Source organism: Pseudomonas sp. WS 5078, from assembly GCF_012985745.1.
GTDB lineage: Bacteria > Pseudomonadota > Gammaproteobacteria > Pseudomonadales > Pseudomonadaceae > Aquipseudomonas > Aquipseudomonas lundensis_A.
On record NZ_JAAQWX010000001.1, the window covers coordinates 276,364 to 293,407 of the forward strand.

The 17,044-nt window shown below is 58.3% G+C and carries 18 protein-coding genes; 5 read left to right on the top strand and 13 right to left on the bottom strand.

Annotated features, from left to right (window positions below):
• Nucleotides 1-110: 110 nt before the first annotated feature.
• Both HBN68_RS01285 and HBN68_RS01290 read right to left on the bottom strand, forming a co-directional pair.
• Nucleotides 111-974 (bottom strand): LysR family transcriptional regulator, encoded by an 864-nt coding sequence (locus tag HBN68_RS01285; protein WP_169962243.1) that lies wholly within the window; start codon nt 972-974, stop codon nt 111-113.
• Between the two features lie 16 nt (nt 975-990).
• On the bottom strand, nt 991-3,270 hold the full coding sequence (locus tag HBN68_RS01290) for a heavy metal translocating P-type ATPase (protein ID WP_169962245.1): 2,280 nt from the start codon (nt 3,268-3,270) through the stop codon (nt 991-993).
• Between the two features lie 85 nt (nt 3,271-3,355).
• Here HBN68_RS01290 and cadR point away from each other — a divergent pair, with 85 nt between their 5' ends.
• Nucleotides 3,356-3,805: a Cd(II)/Pb(II)-responsive transcriptional regulator gene (gene cadR, locus HBN68_RS01295; protein ID WP_169891528.1), complete on the top strand. Its 450-nt coding sequence runs from the start codon at nt 3,356-3,358 to the stop codon at nt 3,803-3,805.
• Nucleotides 3,806-3,861: 56 nt separating this feature from the next.
• On the opposite strand, the gene HBN68_RS01300 is transcribed toward cadR, so the two are convergent.
• The 4 genes from HBN68_RS01300 to HBN68_RS01315 form a co-directional block, all read right to left on the bottom strand.
• Nucleotides 3,862-4,710: a hypothetical protein gene (locus tag HBN68_RS01300; protein WP_169962247.1), complete on the bottom strand. Its 849-nt coding sequence runs from the start codon at nt 4,708-4,710 to the stop codon at nt 3,862-3,864.
• Between the two features lie 172 nt (nt 4,711-4,882).
• Nucleotides 4,883-5,854: a thymidylate synthase gene (locus HBN68_RS01305; protein WP_169962249.1), complete on the bottom strand. Its 972-nt coding sequence runs from the start codon at nt 5,852-5,854 to the stop codon at nt 4,883-4,885.
• A 49-nt stretch (nt 5,855-5,903) separates the two neighbouring features.
• On the bottom strand, nt 5,904-6,710 hold the full coding sequence (gene lgt, locus HBN68_RS01310; protein WP_070412770.1) for a prolipoprotein diacylglyceryl transferase: 807 nt from the start codon (nt 6,708-6,710) through the stop codon (nt 5,904-5,906).
• A gap of 12 nt (nt 6,711-6,722) precedes the next feature.
• The gene (locus HBN68_RS01315; RefSeq protein WP_169962251.1) at nt 6,723-7,505 is read right to left on the bottom strand and encodes a sulfite exporter TauE/SafE family protein; all 783 of its coding nucleotides are present in this window, start codon (nt 7,503-7,505) and stop codon (nt 6,723-6,725) included.
• A 117-nt stretch (nt 7,506-7,622) separates the two neighbouring features.
• Here HBN68_RS01315 and HBN68_RS01320 point away from each other — a divergent pair, with 117 nt between their 5' ends.
• Nucleotides 7,623-8,423 (top strand): NRDE family protein, encoded by an 801-nt coding sequence (locus HBN68_RS01320; RefSeq protein ID WP_094991695.1) that lies wholly within the window; start codon nt 7,623-7,625, stop codon nt 8,421-8,423.
• Here the strand turns inward: HBN68_RS01320 and ptsP are convergent.
• Together ptsP and HBN68_RS01330 are read right to left on the bottom strand one after the other, a co-directional pair.
• Nucleotides 8,410-10,689 (bottom strand): phosphoenolpyruvate--protein phosphotransferase, encoded by a 2,280-nt coding sequence (ptsP, locus tag HBN68_RS01325; RefSeq protein ID WP_094991696.1) that lies wholly within the window; start codon nt 10,687-10,689, stop codon nt 8,410-8,412. The two genes, HBN68_RS01320 and ptsP, sit on opposite strands and share 14 nt — an antisense overlap.
• Before the next feature lie 21 nt (nt 10,690-10,710).
• Entirely contained in the window at nt 10,711-11,190 is a 480-nt protein-coding gene (locus HBN68_RS01330; protein WP_047278492.1) for an RNA pyrophosphohydrolase, read from the bottom strand.
• Nucleotides 11,191-11,333: 143 nt separating this feature from the next.
• Here HBN68_RS01330 and HBN68_RS01335 point away from each other — a divergent pair, with 143 nt between their 5' ends.
• Entirely contained in the window at nt 11,334-11,990 is a 657-nt protein-coding gene (locus HBN68_RS01335) for an HAD family hydrolase (RefSeq protein ID WP_169962253.1), read from the top strand.
• A gap of 49 nt (nt 11,991-12,039) precedes the next feature.
• On the opposite strand, the gene HBN68_RS01340 is transcribed toward HBN68_RS01335, so the two are convergent.
• Together HBN68_RS01340 and ilvA are read right to left on the bottom strand one after the other, a co-directional pair.
• Nucleotides 12,040-12,468, bottom strand: coding sequence for a DUF2269 family protein (locus HBN68_RS01340; protein ID WP_169962255.1), 429 nt, complete (start codon nt 12,466-12,468; stop codon nt 12,040-12,042).
• A 40-nt stretch (nt 12,469-12,508) separates the two neighbouring features.
• Nucleotides 12,509-14,023 (bottom strand): threonine ammonia-lyase, biosynthetic, encoded by a 1,515-nt coding sequence (gene ilvA, locus HBN68_RS01345; RefSeq protein ID WP_094991699.1) that lies wholly within the window; start codon nt 14,021-14,023, stop codon nt 12,509-12,511.
• A 262-nt stretch (nt 14,024-14,285) separates the two neighbouring features.
• Between ilvA and rpiA the strand changes: the two genes are divergently transcribed.
• Nucleotides 14,286-14,957, top strand: a complete 672-nt coding sequence (gene rpiA / locus HBN68_RS01350; RefSeq protein WP_169962257.1) for a ribose-5-phosphate isomerase RpiA — start codon at nt 14,286-14,288, stop codon at nt 14,955-14,957.
• Nucleotides 14,958-15,011: 54 nt separating this feature from the next.
• Here rpiA and HBN68_RS01355 read toward each other — a convergent pair whose 3' ends face one another.
• On the bottom strand, nt 15,012-15,233 hold the full coding sequence (locus HBN68_RS01355) for a DUF1161 domain-containing protein (RefSeq protein ID WP_094991701.1): 222 nt from the start codon (nt 15,231-15,233) through the stop codon (nt 15,012-15,014).
• A gap of 120 nt (nt 15,234-15,353) precedes the next feature.
• Entirely contained in the window at nt 15,354-15,569 is a 216-nt protein-coding gene (locus HBN68_RS01360) for a dodecin (protein ID WP_047278502.1), read from the bottom strand.
• Nucleotides 15,570-15,725: 156 nt separating this feature from the next.
• Between HBN68_RS01360 and HBN68_RS01365 the strand changes: the two genes are divergently transcribed.
• The gene (locus HBN68_RS01365; protein WP_047278504.1) at nt 15,726-16,052 is read left to right on the top strand and encodes a DUF883 family protein; all 327 of its coding nucleotides are present in this window, start codon (nt 15,726-15,728) and stop codon (nt 16,050-16,052) included.
• On the opposite strand, the gene HBN68_RS01370 is transcribed toward HBN68_RS01365, so the two are convergent.
• A complete protein-coding gene (locus tag HBN68_RS01370) occupies nt 16,049-16,945 on the bottom strand; it encodes a LysR family transcriptional regulator (RefSeq protein ID WP_169962259.1) in 897 nt (298 codons plus the stop codon). The two genes, HBN68_RS01365 and HBN68_RS01370, sit on opposite strands and share 4 nt — an antisense overlap.
• Between the last annotated feature and the right edge of the window lie 99 nt (nt 16,946-17,044).

Sequence of the window (17,044 nt, forward strand, 5' to 3'; positions counted from 1 at the left end):
CACCTCATCAAGCTGATGAGCGTCATCCTAAAGAGGCAATGCGTACAAGATGTGGCAGCAAAGCAAAAGCTACCGATAGTGGTATTGGCGGATTTGCGCTGAAGGACTTTTCAGCAGCCGGCCATTTCTTGCGCCAACCCCAGAAAGGCCGCTGGCAAACGCGCCGCTTTTCGCTCCTTAAGGCAGTACAGGTATTCGTGAATCACGGGCGCGTTTTCCAGCGTCAGGACTCGCAACTGGGGATCGTGCGGCACTTCCTGACGGGCAATGATGCTGATGCCGATGTTGCGCAAAACGGCTTCACGAATGGACTCACGACTGCCGATTTCCAGCAACGGACCAACGCCCACCCCTGCACTGGCCAGCAGGTCTTCAGTCAGACGGCGCGTGGTCGACCCTTGCTCGCGCATTAACAGGCAATGCCCGGCCAATGCCGCGAGCGGCACGTGATCCAGCGCGGCCAACGGGTGATTGCGATGCACCGCGAGGACCAGCGGGTCCGAGCCGAGCACGCGGCGTATCAGGCGCGGGTCTTCCAGCAGTTGCGAGGACACCGCAATGTCGACGCGGTATTCCTCCAGCGCCTCCAGGACCTGCTGTGAGTTGCCGATGTCGACCGACACGTCGATCTGCGGCAAACGTTCGCGAAAGGCTTTGACCAGATCGAGGATGTAATACGGCGCCGTCGCGGCGATACGCAGCGCGCCCATACCCTGACCGCTGTTACGCAGGAAGAATTCGATGTCGGCTTCTTGCTGGAGCAACGCCTTGACCATTGGCATCAAGCGCACGCCATCTTCGGTCAAGGTCAGGCGCCGCCCGCCACGGTAGAACAACTCGACGGCGTACTGGCTTTCGAGCTGGCGAATCTGCGTGGTAACCGTCGGCTGGCTGAGCCCGAGCTTTTTCGCGGCCTGAGTCATGCTGCCCAATTGGGCCACCCGGTAAAACGCTTTCAGCTCGGCACTCAGCACTACAGCCTCTCTTGATCTATTTGCGCAACAGGCGCAACCCGTTGAACACCACCAACAGGCTTACGCCCATGTCGGCAAACACGGCCATCCACATGGTGGCCAGACCGAGGAAGGTTACCGCAAGAAAGATGCCTTTGATGACCAGCGCCAACGCGATGTTCTGCTTAAGAATGCTGGACGTTTGACGTGACAGTCGGATGAATGCCGGGATCTTGCGAAGATCGTCGTCCATCAGGGCGACATCGGCTGTTTCTATCGCCGTATCGGTGCCCGCCGCCGCCATGGCGAAGCCGATTTCAGCGCGCGCCAGCGCAGGCGCGTCGTTAATCCCGTCACCGACCATGCCGACGTGGTGGCCTTTGGTATACAGCGCTTCAATAGCTTTCAGTTTGTCATCCGGCAGCAGGTTGCCCTGCGCTTCGTCGATTCCCACTTGAGCGGCAATGGCCTTGGCCGTATGCGGGTTGTCACCGGTCAGCATCAGGGTTTTGATGCCAAGGGCATGCAACTGCGCGATCGCTTCGCGGCTTGAGGCCTTGACCGTGTCAGCCACGGCAAACAAAGCCATAGGCCCCGCGCTGTCGCACAACAAAATCACCGTCTTGCCCTGCTCTTCCAGGGCGAACAGTTTTTCTTCAAGCTCGGGCGAGCACAGGCCTAGTTCTTCCACCATACGGTGGTTGCCCAAGTGATACAGGGTGCCGTCGATTTCGCCGCGCACCCCGCGCCCGGCCAGCGCAGTGAAGTTATCCACAGAGCGCCACGCCCGTTTTTTATCCACAGCCGCATTCGCCACGGCCAGCGACACCGGGTGATCGGAGCGCGAGGCCAGGCTGGCGGCCAGCAACACGGCGCTGTCGGCTAATAGCGGGTCCAGCGGCAGGTAATCGGTTTGCACCGGCTTGCCGTGGGTGATGGTTCCGGTTTTATCCAGGGCCAGATAGTTGAGTTTGTGACCGCTTTCGAGGTACACCCCGCCTTTGACCAGAATGCCCTTGCGCGCTGCCGCCGCCAGCCCGCTGACGATGGTGACTGGGGTCGAAATCACCAGCGCGCACGGGCACGCCACCACCAGCAACACCAGCGCACGGTAGATCCAGTCAAACCACAGGCCACCCATGAACAGCGGCGGGATCACGGCCACGGCCAGTGCCAGCAGGAACACCACGGGGGTGTAGATTTTGGCAAAGCTGTCGACGAAGCGTTGAGTCGGCGCGCGAGCGCCCTGGGCTTGTTCCACGGCATGGATGATGCGCGCCAGGGTAGAGTTATTGGCAGCCGCTGTGACACGGTACTCCAACGATCCGGCCTGGTTGATGGTGCCGGCGAAGACTTTATCCCCGACCGTTTTCTCAATCGGCAAGCTCTCACCAGTGATCGGTGCCTGATCGATGGTTGAACGCCCTGAGACCACGTCGCCATCCAGGCCGATGCGCTCGCCGGGGCGTACGCGCACGATGGCATCCAGGGCGATATCTTTGACCTCCAGCACACGCCAGCTGCCGTCTGCCTGCTGCACTGTGGCTTTATCAGGCGCCATTTGCATCAGGCCGCCAATGGCGTTGCGGGCGCGGTCGAGGGATTTGGCTTCGATCAGCTCGGCCACGGTAAACAGGAACATCACCATCGCCGCCTCAGGCCACTGCCCGATCAATACGGCACCGGTAACGGCAATGCTCATCAGCGCGTTGATGTTGAGGTTGAGGTTTTTCAGGGCGATCCAGCCCTTCTTGTAGGTGGTCAGACCGCCGCTGAAGATCGACACCAGCGCCACCAGCGCAATCACCCAGGTCGGCGCTGCGTCGGTGAAGTGCAGCACTTCAGCTGCCAACGCACCCACGCCGGACACCGCGAGCGGCCACCCCTGTTTTTTCTCGACAGGCGCAGGCGGGCTATCGCTCCCCGATTCCAAAGGATCGGCTTGCATGCCAAGGGACTTGATTGCGTCGACAATGGGATCGGTAGACGGCAGGTCGTGGGTCACGCCGAGCACGCGGTTAATCAAGTTGAATTCCAGTTGCTGCACACCCGCCAACTTGCCCAGTTTGTTCTGGATAAGCGTTTGCTCGGTCGGGCAGTCCATCGCTTCGATGCGAAAACTGCTCACGCGGGCGCCTGCCGTAGGCGCAGCGCCAAGTTTGATGACGCTAGGACCTTCTGCCGCCGAGCAGCAACTGTGGGCATGGGCCGCAGGCGCGTGCTGAGTGCTGTGATCGTGATCGTGATCGTGATCGTGATCGTGATCGTGATCGTGATCAGCGTGGGATTTGTGCGGGGTGTGAATGGAATCGCTCATCAGGGTGCGTCCAGAAAAGGTGCTTGTTGCCAAGTAAAGACCCTGTAGCCACTATAGGGTCAAGCGACCTTCGGAGAAACGCGTGATGAAAATCGGTGAACTGGCAAAACTGACCGACTGTCAGGTTGAAACCATCCGTTATTACGAGCGCGAAGGGCTGCTGCCGGCGCCGGCGCGCAGTGAAGGTAATTACCGTTTGTACAACCAGGCGCATGTCGAGCGGCTGACGTTTATTCGCAATTGCCGCAGCCTCGACATGACCCTTGAAGAAATCCGCAGCCTGCTCAGCTTGCGCGATAGCCCGCAGGACCAGTGTGAGAGCGTGAACGCGTTGATTGATGAACACATTCATCACGTCAAGGCGCGAATTGACGGGTTGCTGGCGTTGCAGACACAACTGCTCGACCTGCGCCAACGCTGCAGCGAAGGCGCCGACAAGGACCATTGCGGGATTTTGCAGCAGTTGGAGGTCAGCGGCTCGGTCATTGCGCACGATGGCGAGCCCAGCCATGTGGGCAGAAGCCACGGGCATTGATGGGTAAAGTACAGTCAATTAACAAGAAAGCGTCGTTAATTGACTGTTTGTGGAGGTCAAATCAAGTTGAATTCTGCCTGCGTCAGAGTGCTAGCTGACCACCTCAGATTCGGGCTCATGTTGGCCCCAAGAAAAATAAAGTACTGCACTAAAACGCGCTTGCCCACATGGGGCTGGTAGACAACCGGAGGAATAGTGAACGCCATTGATTGGTCTGGGTAGACGGTCATTCTGTGTTGAGAGTCGACCCAAATACCGGAGTCCTGTGTCCAGCGGATCTCCAGCGCGTTATATCGGTGCATGTTGGCAATGGGATCAATAATGACTTTAATGCCATCCGGGTGAGCTGTCGTATCCAGAACACCGTCAACCACACCCATCACCTTCAGGATGGGTTTAGGCCCCAACGATGGCGCGACATACACCAACCTTCCAGGCGAAGGTGTGACTCCCCCCGCTTGTGGCATATGGAAATAGACAATTTCGGATTTCTTCCCTACAAATTTGACAGCCTCGGTGTCAGGCAAGGTGATCAGCACATCCTTATTTTTGCTATCAACACGCACGGGGTCTGATCGATACTCATAAAAATCCTCTGCCGAGAGTACAGTCCAGACCGCCTGAACTTCGTCGCCAACTTCAATCTCTGGTACATCTGTTTCTATTAATACTTTTATTGCATTTCTAAAAAAGGAATGTCCGATCATTTCCTGCGCAATGACCGCTCCCTCGGGTGCAGTGATACCAAAAGAGAATAATCTATCGTCGTAGAGATACAGGACCGCTGGCGGGAATAAACCCGCCTGAACACTTTTACTGCTCGTCCGGGTTTCACGTTTTATAGCGGTGCCAACGTGTTCGCTTGGCCAGAAACCTTCAGTCTTTAATTCATCTTTATGCGTCATGACAGGCTCTCCAGTTGCATAGCAATTGAAGAGCCAAATAAACATGCATCTGCTTTATCAGGAACTGTCACAACTCACAGTTGAATAGACGCTTTCGGTATAGACCCAAGCACCTGTTGTAGCGCCACGTACAACGCTAGAGTTGGACGCGGCGCGGGATTGGGAGGGTGAGTTACACCGCCATCGGCGCGGTCATGGGCGCATGGTGCTCATAACCTTCAAGGCTAAAGTCGCTCGGCTCGATCAGCTCCAGCCACTCGGGCTGGTAAACGCCGGTCTTGGCAAACTCGGGCACGCGCTCCGAAATCACCAGTTTGGGCATCGGGAACGGCTCGCGGGTCAGCTGTTCGTTGAGCATGTCCAGGTGGTTTTCATACACGTGGGCATCGCCGATGAAGTAGGTGAACCAGCGCGGTGTATAACCCGTCAGGCGGCCGATCAGGCTCAGCAACGCAGCACCTTCGGTCAGGTTGAACGGCGTGCCCAGGCCCAGATCGTTGGAGCGAATGTAGAGGCTCAGGGAAATTTCCTTAGTCTCGACGTTCGGGTGGAACTGGTACAGCAGGTGGCACGGCGGCAGCGCCATTTCGTCGAGCTGGGCGCAGTTCCAGCCGTGGAACAGGATACGGCGGCTGCCCGGGTCGTTAATGATAGTGTCGACGCACTGGCGCACCTGATCGATGGCTTTGTACAGCACCACATACGGTTGGCCGTCTTCTTCACCTTCAGCGATCTGCCGGTAGCCCTGGCTCATGCACAGTTCGATGGCTGCCTGATTGCTGCGCGCGACTTGTTTGTACGCAGGCCATTTGCGCCATTGCACGCCGTAGATTTCGCCAAGGTCGTCTTCACCCTGACGGAACGGGTTGGCCAGCCATTGCGCGTTTTCGTTAGCGTTCTGGTCCCAAACTTTGCAGCCCAGGGCGCGGAAATCCGCTGCACTGTTAACCGGACGCAAAAAGCCGCACATCTCGCCGATGGCCGATTTGAAGGCCATGCGCCGGGTGGTGATGGCCGGGAAGCCTTCCTTGAGGTCGTAGCGCAACATGGCGCCGGGCAGACTGATGGTCTTAACGCCAGTGCGGTTGGCTTGCAGGGTGCCGTTTTTGATGACGTCGGCAACGAGGTCGAGATATTGCTTCATGGTTTTCCTACCGTTTGAATGCAGGGCCGCGCAGCCCTGCGATTCGAATTTATTGCGCTGCTTGGCGGGCTGCAGGATCGCGGTGGTAAGCCCACCAGATCAAGAACAGGCCACCGAGAATCATCGGGATGCACAGGATTTGCCCCATCGTCACCCAACCGAACGCCAGATAGCCTAGCTGAGCATCCGGTACGCGGACGAACTCGACGATGAATCGGAAAATACCGTAGAACAGGGCGAACATGCCGGAAACGGCCATGGTCGGGCGCGGTTTGCGCGAGTACAGCCAAAGAATCAGGAAGAGTGCCACACCTTCGAGGGCAAACTGATAAAGCTGCGACGGATGACGCGCCAGTTGTTGCGGATCGGTCGGAAAAATCATCGCCCAAGGCACGTCAGTGGCTTTGCCCCACAGCTCGGCGTTAATAAAGTTACCGATACGCCCGGCCCCCAGACCAATCGGCACCACAGGCGCAATGAAGTCCATGATTTGGAAAAATGACTTGTTGTTGCGCTTACCGAACCACCAAGTGGCCAGCATCACGCCGATCAGCCCGCCGTGGAACGCCATACCGCCTTTCCACACTTCGAAGATCAGCAGCGGGTTGGCGATGTAGGCGCTCAAGTCGTAGAACAGGACGTAGCCTAAACGGCCGCCGACGATCACGCCCATAGCCACCCAGAACACCAGATCAGAGAGTTTCTCTTTGGTCCAGGTCGGGTCGAAACGGTTCAGGCGGCGCGACAGGATCAGCCACGCGGCGCCAATGCCGATCAGGTACATCAAGCCGTACCAATGGATTTTCAGCGGACCGATGGCCAAGGCCACCGGGTCAATCTGCGGGTAAGGCAGCATTGCGACTCCTTGTTAGATCTGGAAACTCAAACCGACACAGAACAACAGTGCGGCAAACAGCCGTTTCAGCAAGCGCGGCGAAAGTGTGTGGGCCAAACGCGCACCAAAACGGGCGAAAAACATGCTGGTCAGGGCAATCCCGAGCAGCGCCGGCAAATACACAAACCCGAGACTATGCGCGGGCAGGTCGGGGTTGTGCCAGCCAATAATCATGAAACTTAATGCACCTACCAGCGCAATCGGCAGCCCGCAGGCGGCCGACGTGGCCACGGCTTGCTGCATCGGTACACTGCGCCAGCTCAGGAACGGCACGGTCAAGGAGCCACCGCCCACACCAAAAATCGCCGACGCCCAACCAATGACAGTGCCAGCCAGGGTCAGACCGACTTTACCCGGCACCGTTCGGCTGGCTTTGGGTTTGAGTTCAAGCGCCATCTGCACAGCGATGACCAAGGCAAAAACGCCAATGATTTTCTGCAAATGAGGACCGGCGATCGCTTCGGCCGTCAGAGCACCGATACCCGCGCCGATTAAAATGCCCAGCGCCATCCACACAAACAACGGCCAGCGCACCGCGCCTTTGCGGTTGTGTTCACGAATCGAGTTGATTGAGGTAAAGATGATCGTGGCCAATGAAGTGCCCACGGCCAGGTGGGTCAGCACCTCGGGGTTGAAGCCCTGCAACGTAAAACTGAACACCAGCACCGGGACGATGATGATGCCGCCCCCGACCCCGAACAAACCGGCCAATACCCCGGCAAAGCCTCCCAGCACCAGATAGAACAGAAATTCCATGACGCCCCCCAAATTTGACCCGCATGGTAACGGAGCAAGGGCTTGGGCTCCACACATGGCGCAAGGCGCCTGAGCAATCTATAAGTACAGGGGTTAAAAAAACATTAAGGACTGATCATGTGCTTGATTGTCTTCGCGTGGCGCCCCGGCCATGCACAGCCGCTGGTGGTGGCGGCTAACCGGGATGAGTTCTACGCCCGCCCCGCCAAGCCCCTTGCGCAATGGGCCGATGCGCCGCACGTGTACGCAGGGCGTGACCTGGAGGCTGGCGGCACGTGGCTGGGCATTGGCGCTGACGGCCGCTTTGCGGCGTTGACCAATATTCGCGAGCCGCACAAACCGCCGACACGACGTTCGCGGGGGGATTTAGTGGCGCGTTTTTTATGCGGAAATCAATCGATTTCCGAATTTTTCAACGACATTGGCCGACGATCAGTCGATTACGCAGGCTTCAATTTGCTCGTGGGCACTCGGGACGCGCTGTGGCATTTCAATTCAAAGGTTGTCGCCCCTGAACCCTTGAAGGCCGGTGTTCATGGCCTGTCTAACGCTGGCTTGGACACGCCGTGGCCAAAATTAGTGAAAGCCAAGGCTGCGCTCAGTGAAGTGTTAGACCAGGCTGACCCGCAAGCGCTGCTGGCTATTTTGAAGGATCAACAGACGGCGACGTATAGCGACCTGCCCGATACCGGTGTGGGGCTGGCCACGGAGTTTTTGCTGTCGAGTGTCTTTATTGCCAGCACCACCTATGGCACCCGTGCAAGCACGGCATTGATTGTTAATGCTGACGGTTCCAGGGTGATGGTGGAACACAGCTTCGGGCCAAAGGGCGGGCGCCTGGGGGAAGTCAGGCTGGAGCTGCCCCCACCCTCTCCCTTTGCGAGCGGGCCGGGTGAGGCGCTTTTCAGTACGGTTTGATTGCCGCCGGATTCATCATGCGGGTCAGCCCCATGTTTTTCAGGGCCAGTTGCACGGTGCTGCGAATCACCTGCGGGTTGTCGATGGTCATGACTTCGGCCAACAGCTCCTTGGCGCGACTGAGCTCGACCTGACGGAGCATCCATTTCACTTTCGGCAAGTTGGTGGCGTTCATCGACAGGCTGTCAAAGCCCATCGCCATCAACAGGATCGCCGCCGCCGGATCGCCCGCCATTTCGCCGCAGATGCTCGCAGGCTTGCCTTCGGCGTGGGCGTCGCGCACCACCGATTGCAAGGCTTGCAGCACCGCCGGGTGCAGGTAGTCGTACAAATCGGCAACGCGCGGGTTGTTGCGGTCCACCGCCAGCAAGTATTGAGTCAGGTCGTTGGAACCGACAGACAGGAAATCCACCTGCCTCGCCAGCTCCCTGGTCTGATAGACCGCGGCCGGGATTTCGATCATCACGCCGATGGGTGGCATCGGCACATCGGTGCCTTCATCACGCACTTCGCCCCAGGCACGGTGCAGCAGGTGCAAAGCTTCTTCGAGTTCATGAGTGCCAGAAATCATCGGCAACAAAATACGCAGGTTGTTCAGGCCTTCGCTGGCCTTGAGCATGGCCCGGGCCTGAACCAGAAAGATTTCAGGGTGGTCGAGGGTGACGCGAATCCCGCGCCAGCCGAGGAACGGGTTGTCTTCTTTGATCGGGAAGTACGACAGTGACTTGTCGCCGCCAATGTCCAGGCTGCGCATGGTCACCGGTTGCGGATGGAAGGCGGCAAGTTGCTCGCGATAAATCGCCAGTTGCTCCTTTTCGCTCGGAAAGCGCTGGTTGATCATGAACGGCACTTCGGTGCGGTACAGGCCAACGCCTTCTGCGCCGCGCTGCTGCGCCCGTGCCACATCGGCCAGCAAGCCGGTGTTGACCCACAGCGGCATGCGATGCCCGTCCGGGGTGATGCACGGCAGCTCGCGCAGGGCATCGAGGCCCTGAGACAGCTGACGCTCTTCTTCCACCACGTCGGCATATTGCTTGCGCAGCAGTTCGCTGGGGTTGGTGTAAACCTCGCCGTGGTAACCGTCGACGATCATCTGAATGCCGTCGACCTTGGAATACGGCAGGTCGACCAGGCCCATGACAGTCGGGATACCCATGGCACGGGCGAGGATCGCCACGTGAGAGTTGCCCGAACCGAGTACCGACACCAGACCGGCCAGCTTGCCCTCGGGCACCTCGCCAAGCATGGTCGCCGTCAGCTCTTCACTGACCAGAATCGTGTGATCGGGGTAAACCATGGTTTGTTTATGGTCGTGCTGCAAATAGGCCAGCAGCCGCCGACCCAGGTCGCGCACATCCGACGCCCGCTCGCGCAGGTAATCGTCGTCCATCAATTCGAATCGGTTGACGTGGTCAGTCACCACTTGGCGCAACGCGCCCTGAGCCCACTGACCGGTCTTGATTACATTTTTGACTTCGCTGCCCAGCGACGCGTCGTCGAGCATCATCAAGTAAACGTCGAACAGCGCCTGTTCTTCAGGGCGCAGTTGGGTGGCGAGTTTCTTCGACACGGCACGCATGTCATTGCGCACGCCTTCGAGGGCAGTCTTGAACAGGGCGATTTCCGCCGGGATGTCGGTAATCGCCTTGTCGGGCACCACGTCAAGGTCGGCCGGGGGCAGCATGACCACCGCCGTGCCGACCGCCGCGCCGGGCGAGCCAGGCACGCCGACAAACTTGGCTTCCTGGATGCCCTTGCCCTGACGCCCCAGACCACGAATCGAGCCGGTGGCTTCAGCGTGGGCGATAACCCCGGCCAATTGCGCACTCATCGTCACCAGAAAGGCTTCTTCGCCTTCGTCGAACTGGCGACGCTCCTTTTGCTGGATCACCAGAACGCCGACCACACGCCGGTGGTGGATGATCGGCGCACCCAGGAAGGCGGCATAACGCTCTTCACCGGTCTCGGCGAAGTAACGGTAGCGAGGGTGATCGGCGGCGTTTTCGAGGTTCAGAGGTTCTTCACGGGTGCCCACAAGGCCGACCAGGCCTTCGTTGGGCGCCATGCTGACCTTGCCGATCGAGCGCTTGTTCAAGCCCTCGGTGGCCATCAACACAAAACGGTTGGTCTCTGGATCAAGCAAATAGACCGAGCAGACCTGACTGCCCATGGCCTCTTTGACGCGCAACACAATAATCCCCAACGCCGCCTTGAGATCCTTGGCGGAGTTAACTTCCTGGACGATCTTGCGCAGCGTATTGAGCATGGCTCGGGGTCGAACTCCGTGTCAGGCGCGCGTTAAAAGGCGCGGGGCAAGCTCTTTGAGAGCGCGACGGTAGACCTCGCGCTTGAATGTCACCACCTGGCCCAACGGATACCAATAGCTGACCCAGCGCCAGCCATCGAATTCCGGTTTACCGGTCAAATCCATCCGCACCCGCTGCTCGTTAGAGATCAGGCGCAGCAAAAACCATTTCTGCTTCTGGCCGATGCACAGCGGCTGGCTGTGGGTACGGACCAAACGTTGCGGCAGACGATAGCGCAACCAGCCTCGCGTACAGGCGAGTATTTCTACATCTTCGCGTTCAAGGCCAACTTCTTCGTTCAGCTCACGGTACAAGGCGTCTTCTGGCGTCTCATCAGGGTTGATACCACCCTGCGGAAACTGCCACGCGTCTTGATTGATTCGGCGAGCCCAAAGTACCTGACCAGCATCATTTGTCAGAATAATCCCGACATTAGGACGGAAACCATCGGGGTCGATCACGGCAACAACCTCGCAAACGCATGTCGCCGCATTGTTCCACAAAGGTTGTGAAAGCAGCAACGCGCCACCCTGTCTTATGTGCACTCTTATTAAAAGACCGTATTCTTGTGGGCTTTCAACCGACAGCTCAGCGGGTAATTGCAATGCGTCTGGCTTTATTCGACTTGGACAACACCCTTTTAGGCGGCGACAGCGACCACGCATGGGGCGACTACCTGTGCGAACGCGGCATTCTCGACGGTGCTGCTTATAAAGCACGCAACGATGCGTTTTATCAGGATTACCTGGCAGGCACACTCGATAATGCGGCCTATCTGAATTTCAGCATGGAAATTTTCGGCCGTCATGACATGGCGCAACTGGATCAGTGGCACCGCGAATTTATGCGCGACTGCATCGAGCCGTTGATGCTGCCCAAAGCGCAAGCACTGCTGGCCCAACACCGCGACGCAGGCGACACGCTGGTCATCATCACCGCCACTAACCGCGTGGTCACCGCCCCCATTGCCAAACGCTTGGGCGTGGAACATTTAATCGCCACCGAGTGCGAAATCGTCGATGGCCGCTACACCGGCCGCAGCGCCGACGTCCCGTGCTTTCGTGAAGGCAAGGTCACCCGCCTGACACGCTGGACAGAAGAAAACGGCTACACGCTCGAAGACAGTTACTTTTACAGTGACTCGATGAACGACTTGCCGTTGCTGGAACGTGTCACCCATCCAGTAGCCGTGGACCCGGACCCCAACCTGCTGGCCGAAGCCAAGAAACGCGGCTGGAAGGTAATGTCGTTGCGCGACTGAATGCAAAAGCCCCTCCTGGCAGAGGGGCTTGACGGGGTCAGGGCTCGTTTTAAACCGGCTTCGCGCCCATCAAACCTGCGATGGCGACAAAACAAATTGCGCAAAAAATAGCCAGCCCCAACGTGAAACGGGGGTGTTTGGCGACGCGCCCCAAACGCAGGCGATTGAGGCGTACCACCAGCCACACCCAACTCAGCGCACCCAGCAGGTATAAACAACTGCCCGCCAGCAGCCACAGTTGACTCAACGGCCAGCCCGCCAGATGCACCAGCCACCATCCGCTAACGGGTAATGCCAGCAAACACAGCCCCATCAATGCCCAGACAAAGCCCCAGGGGCGTCGTAACACGCCGCCCGACAGGTTTTTATCCCCGGCCCGGTAACGGCGAGTGACCACCACCAGCAACGCGATTGCGCAGACGAACAGCAGCAGCGTCGACACCCCATGCAACAGCTTCAACGCGGTGAAGGTTTCCATGTCATTGATTCCTTGAACGGTCCATTCAGCTTAGCGGCAATCAGCCAAGAAACAGCTGATAAGCCGGGTTATCACTTTCATCCCAATACGGGTAGCCGATGTCCGCCAATGCGGCAGGCACCAGATGGCGCTCGTCCGCAGGTACTTGCAGGCCCGCCATCACACGGCCATCAGCCGCGCCGTGGTTGCGGTAGTGGAACATTGAAATATTCCAACGCCCGCCCAACTTGTTGAGGAAGTTGAACAAGGCACCCGGGCGTTCCGGGAATTCGAAGCGGAACAGTTGCTCATCACTGACTTTATCGGCATGCCCGCCCACCATGTGGCGGATGTGCAATTTGGCCAGTTCGTTGTCAGTCAAGTCCACCACCGGGAAGCCCTGTTCCCGCAGGCTCGCCAGCAGGGCGCTGCGCGGATCATTGATCGGGTGTGTCTGCACGCCGACAAAAATATGCGCTTCGCGCCCGGTGTGGTAGCGGTAGTTGAATTCAGTGATCTGGCGCTTGCCGATGGCCTGACAGAACGCCTTGAAACTGCCGACTTCTTCAGGAATGGTCACCGCGATAATGGCTTCACGGCCTTCGCCCAGTTCGGCGCGTTCAGCGACATGGCGCAACCGGTCGAAATTGACGTTGGCACCCGAGTCGATGGCGACCAGCGTTTGCCCCTTCACGCCACGCTGTTCGACATATTTCTTGATCCCGGCCACGCCCAGCGCGCCGGCAGGTTCGGTGATCGAGCGGGTATCATCGAAGATATCCTTGATGGCTGCACAGATCTCGTCCGTGCTGACCGTGATGACTTCATCCACGTAGTCTTTGCAGATATCAAACGTATGCTGGCCAATCTGGCCGACGGCCACGCCGTCCGCAAAAATGCCCACGGTCGGCAATACCACACGCTCGCCAGCGGCCATGGCGACTTGCAGGCAGTTGGAATCGTCAGGTTCAACGCCAATGACCTTGATGTCCGGCCGCAAGTACTTCACGTACGCGGCAATCCCTGCAATCAGCCCGCCGCCGCCCACCGGCACAAAAATCGCGTCCAGTGGCGCCGGGTGCTGGCGCAGAATTTCCATCGCCACGGTGCCCTGCCCGGCGATGGTGTGCGGGTCATCGTAGGGGTGTACGTAGACGTAGCCTTTTTGTTCGACCAGTTGCAGCGAATACGCCAGCGCCTCGGGGAAGGAGTCGCCGTGCAGCACCACAATGCCGCCACGCGAGCGTACGCCTTCAATCTTGATCTCCGGCGTGGTTTTAGGCATGACGATGGTGGCCTTGACCCCCAATTTTTTGGCGGCCAGGGCCAAGCCCTGAGCGTGATTGCCTGCAGAGGCCGTGACCACGCCACACGCGCGCTCGGCGTCAGTGAGGTGCATCAACTTGTTATAAGCGCCACGAATCTTGAACGAGTACACCGGCTGCAGATCTTCGCGTTTAAGCCAAATCTGATTGCCCAACCGCTCGGTCAGCTGGTTGGCGGCTTGCAAGGGCGTTTCAACGGCCACGTCATAAACGCGCGAGTTGAGGATCTTCTTAACGTACTGTTCGAGCATCGGAAAGCGTCACTGTGCGAGTTAGCAGGGACCAAGGAGTCTACCCCAGCGTTTACGCGGCCGACCACACGAAATGGGAGGTTTATACAGACCCTCCCCCTGACCCTCTTCTAAAAGGGAGAGGGAACTGAACAGGCGTGCTCGCTGAGCCAGACAGCAGCGCAAGGGCAAAGGGTCGCACCCATTGTCAGACCACGCCCACAGTTTGGCGCTTGCCCGTATAATGCCGCCCTTCTGTTTCCCTTCCCGCCCCGGAGCCCGCATGACCCAGGATCAACTCAAACAGGCCGTCGCCCAGGCGGCTGTCGATTTCATCCTTCCAAAACTGGATGACAAGAGCATCGTCGGGGTCGGCACCGGCTCCACCGCTAACTGCTTCATCGACGCACTCGCCCAGCACAAGGGTGCGTTCGACGGCGCTGTCGCCAGCTCCGAAGCCACCGCCGCACGCCTCAAGGGCCACGGGATTCCGGTCTACGAGCTGAACACCGTCAGCGATCTGGAGTTCTACGTGGACGGCGCCGACGAAAGCGACGAAAACCTGAACCTGATCAAGGGCGGCGGTGCTGCCCTGACCCGCGAGAAAATCGTCGCTGCCGTTGCTAAAACCTTTATCTGCATTGCTGACGCCAGCAAGCTGGTGCCGGTTTTGGGTGCATTTGCGCTGCCAGTTGAAGTGATCCCGATGGCCCGCAGCCACGTGGCCCGCGAATTGGTCAAACTGGGCGGCGACCCGGTTTACCGTGAAGGCGTAATAACCGACAACGGCAACATCATCATTGACGTGTTCAACATGCAGATCACCAACCCGGTGGAGCTGGAGCGCCAAATCAATGCCATCGTCGGCGTGGTGACCAACGGTTTGTTCGCCGCACGACCTGCTGATTTGCTGTTGCTGGGCACGCCTGAAGGCGTAAAGACCCTGTCCAGGTAATTCCTCGGGCATGAAAAAGCCGACGCATGCGTCGGCTTTTTTGTGCGCGGTGGTTTATCCGCGCTTGTAAACGATTTCCTTGGTGTCACCGTCACAGGTGCCAACCACTTTGCCATTAGCCGAAGCGCCTTTGTCGACGATCTCCAGCGAATAATGTGGAACACCTTTGGCGTCAATCTTGGCGGCAATTTCGCTTTTCAGCTCACCGCAGTCTTTCGCAGCGAAAGCGGTGCTCGCCAGTGCCATCAAACCGACAGCCACTAAAATCTTCTTCATCCGTCACATCCCCTGTTAAAAACAAAAAGGGTGCGCCGCGCTTGCGCAACGTCGCACCCAGACGGTGTAGCGGAGTTTATGGCAAACGGCCAGCTCACAAGTTCAAAAGGTTTGCACGACTCAGCTGCTGGCGATACGGAATCCGACCTTGAGCGTCACCTGATAGTGCGCCACTTTGCCGTCCTTGATATGCCCGCGGGTCTCCAGCACTTCGAACCATTCCATGTGCTTGATGCTTTTGTTGGCCTCGGCCAGTGCATTACTGATGGCGTCTTCTATGCTGCTCGGGGACGAGCCTACCAGTTCGATTTTTTTGTAGGTGTGATGGTCAGACATAACGTTCTCCATTTGTCGTAAGTCAAAGCCTAGCAGCGAATGTGCTGAATACTTGGGAAGCGATGCAAAAGGAAAAGTTCAGGTTTACTGCACTTTCTGAAAACGCCGCAGTCGGACTTAACACACACAGTCACTCATCAATGCAGGAGAGCCCAAATGGCTAGCAATTCTTTACGTAAAGCCTCGTTGCAAAGTATGGAAGCTGAGATCGAGAGCCTGCTTAAGTCTCTGGAAAGCCTCAAGGATGATGCCTCGGAAGAGTCCAAAAAGACCCTCAAGGCACTCAAAGGCAATGCTGAGAATGCCCTCAAGCATTCCCGTCATCTGCTGAGCGAAACCTTTGAAGAAGTGAAAGACAAAACCCGCGAGACGGCCATCGCCACTCGTGAATACGCCCAAGAGCATCCCTACGCGACTGCGGGCGTTGCCATCGGCGCGCTGGGCCTGCTGGCCGCTTACCTGATGTGCAAACGCGGCAACTAAACCGCGTTACGCGCAAGCTCAGCCTTGAGCCATTGCGCCAGTTGCCGGGCGCGCCCATCTGCGGCGCGCTTGGGCAGCCATAACGCCAGTTGCGCCGGGGTTTCCCCGAAACCCCATGGCGCAATCAGGCGTCCTGCCTTCAGATCCTCCGTAACCAACGGCTCAGGGGCAATTGCCACGCCCAACCCGGCGACGGCGGCTTCCAGCAAGTAATACAAGTGCTCAAACCCTTGTCCGTATTTCAACGCAGTTGCGTCGAGTGCCTGCTGCTGCGCCCAACTCGGCCATGCCTGTGGCCTTGAGGTCGTATGCAATAAGGGTTCGTCCAGCAAGGCGCCCGGCGGCGCATTGCGCAATTGCTCATAACGGACGAAACGCGGGCTGAGCACCGGCCCGATACGTTCGCTGCCCAGTTCATACACCTGCATATCGGCAGGCCACGGCGGTTCAGCGAATACCAGCAGCGCGTCGAGACCCGGTTTACGAGGGTCCAGATCGCCTTCACCGGCTGACAGGTGCAAACGTAAATCCGGCAAATCGGCATTCAACCGACCCAGGCGCGGGATGAACCAGCGCGCCAGCAAACTTCCCGAACACCCCAGCACAAAGGGCGCGTCGACATGGCTTTGCGTGAGTTCACTGCATACGTTTCGTAAGCGATCAAACGCCTCGCTGCTGGCATCGCGCAGTCGCACACCGGCATCAGTCAACCTCAAACCGCGGCCTTCCTTGACGAACAGGCTGACGCCCAGGTGCTCTTCAAGAACTTTGAGTTGCCGACTGACGGCGCCGTGGGTGACGTTCAACTGCTCGGCCGCCTGACTCACGCTGTTCAGGCGGGCGGTGGCTTCAAAAGCACGCAGGGCATTTAAGGGAGGAAGGTCGCGGCTCATGGTATCTGTGAGTTTTCCTGACAGGTTGCAGCGATCTTATCGGTTTTCATCCCGGTCTGTCGCGCGTAGAGTCAGGCCCATCGACCTTCGTACCTTTTC

Coding starts and splice junctions, on each gene's coding strand:
- cadR (WP_169891528.1), top strand. CDS start 3,356: ATGAAAATCGGTGAACTGGCAAAACTGACCGACTGTCAGGTTGAAACC.
- HBN68_RS01365 (WP_047278504.1), top strand. CDS start 15,726: ATGGCTAGCAATTCTTTACGTAAAGCCTCGTTGCAAAGTATGGAAGCT.
- HBN68_RS01305 (WP_169962249.1), bottom strand. CDS start 5,854: ATGAAGCAATATCTCGACCTCGTTGCCGACGTCATCAAAAACGGCACC.
- HBN68_RS01300 (WP_169962247.1), bottom strand. CDS start 4,710: ATGACGCATAAAGATGAATTAAAGACTGAAGGTTTCTGGCCAAGCGAA.
- HBN68_RS01290 (WP_169962245.1), bottom strand. CDS start 3,270: ATGAGCGATTCCATTCACACCCCGCACAAATCCCACGCTGATCACGAT.
- HBN68_RS01340 (WP_169962255.1), bottom strand. CDS start 12,468: ATGGAAACCTTCACCGCGTTGAAGCTGTTGCATGGGGTGTCGACGCTG.
- HBN68_RS01335 (WP_169962253.1), top strand. CDS start 11,334: ATGCGTCTGGCTTTATTCGACTTGGACAACACCCTTTTAGGCGGCGAC.
- HBN68_RS01355 (WP_094991701.1), bottom strand. CDS start 15,233: ATGAAGAAGATTTTAGTGGCTGTCGGTTTGATGGCACTGGCGAGCACC.
- HBN68_RS01320 (WP_094991695.1), top strand. CDS start 7,623: ATGTGCTTGATTGTCTTCGCGTGGCGCCCCGGCCATGCACAGCCGCTG.
- ptsP (WP_094991696.1), bottom strand. CDS start 10,689: ATGCTCAATACGCTGCGCAAGATCGTCCAGGAAGTTAACTCCGCCAAG.
- HBN68_RS01370 (WP_169962259.1), bottom strand. CDS start 16,945: ATGAGCCGCGACCTTCCTCCCTTAAATGCCCTGCGTGCTTTTGAAGCC.
- lgt (WP_070412770.1), bottom strand. CDS start 6,710: ATGCTGCCTTACCCGCAGATTGACCCGGTGGCCTTGGCCATCGGTCCG.
- ilvA (WP_094991699.1), bottom strand. CDS start 14,023: ATGCTCGAACAGTACGTTAAGAAGATCCTCAACTCGCGCGTTTATGAC.
- HBN68_RS01315 (WP_169962251.1), bottom strand. CDS start 7,505: ATGGAATTTCTGTTCTATCTGGTGCTGGGAGGCTTTGCCGGGGTATTG.
- HBN68_RS01360 (WP_047278502.1), bottom strand. CDS start 15,569: ATGTCTGACCATCACACCTACAAAAAAATCGAACTGGTAGGCTCGTCC.
- rpiA (WP_169962257.1), top strand. CDS start 14,286: ATGACCCAGGATCAACTCAAACAGGCCGTCGCCCAGGCGGCTGTCGAT.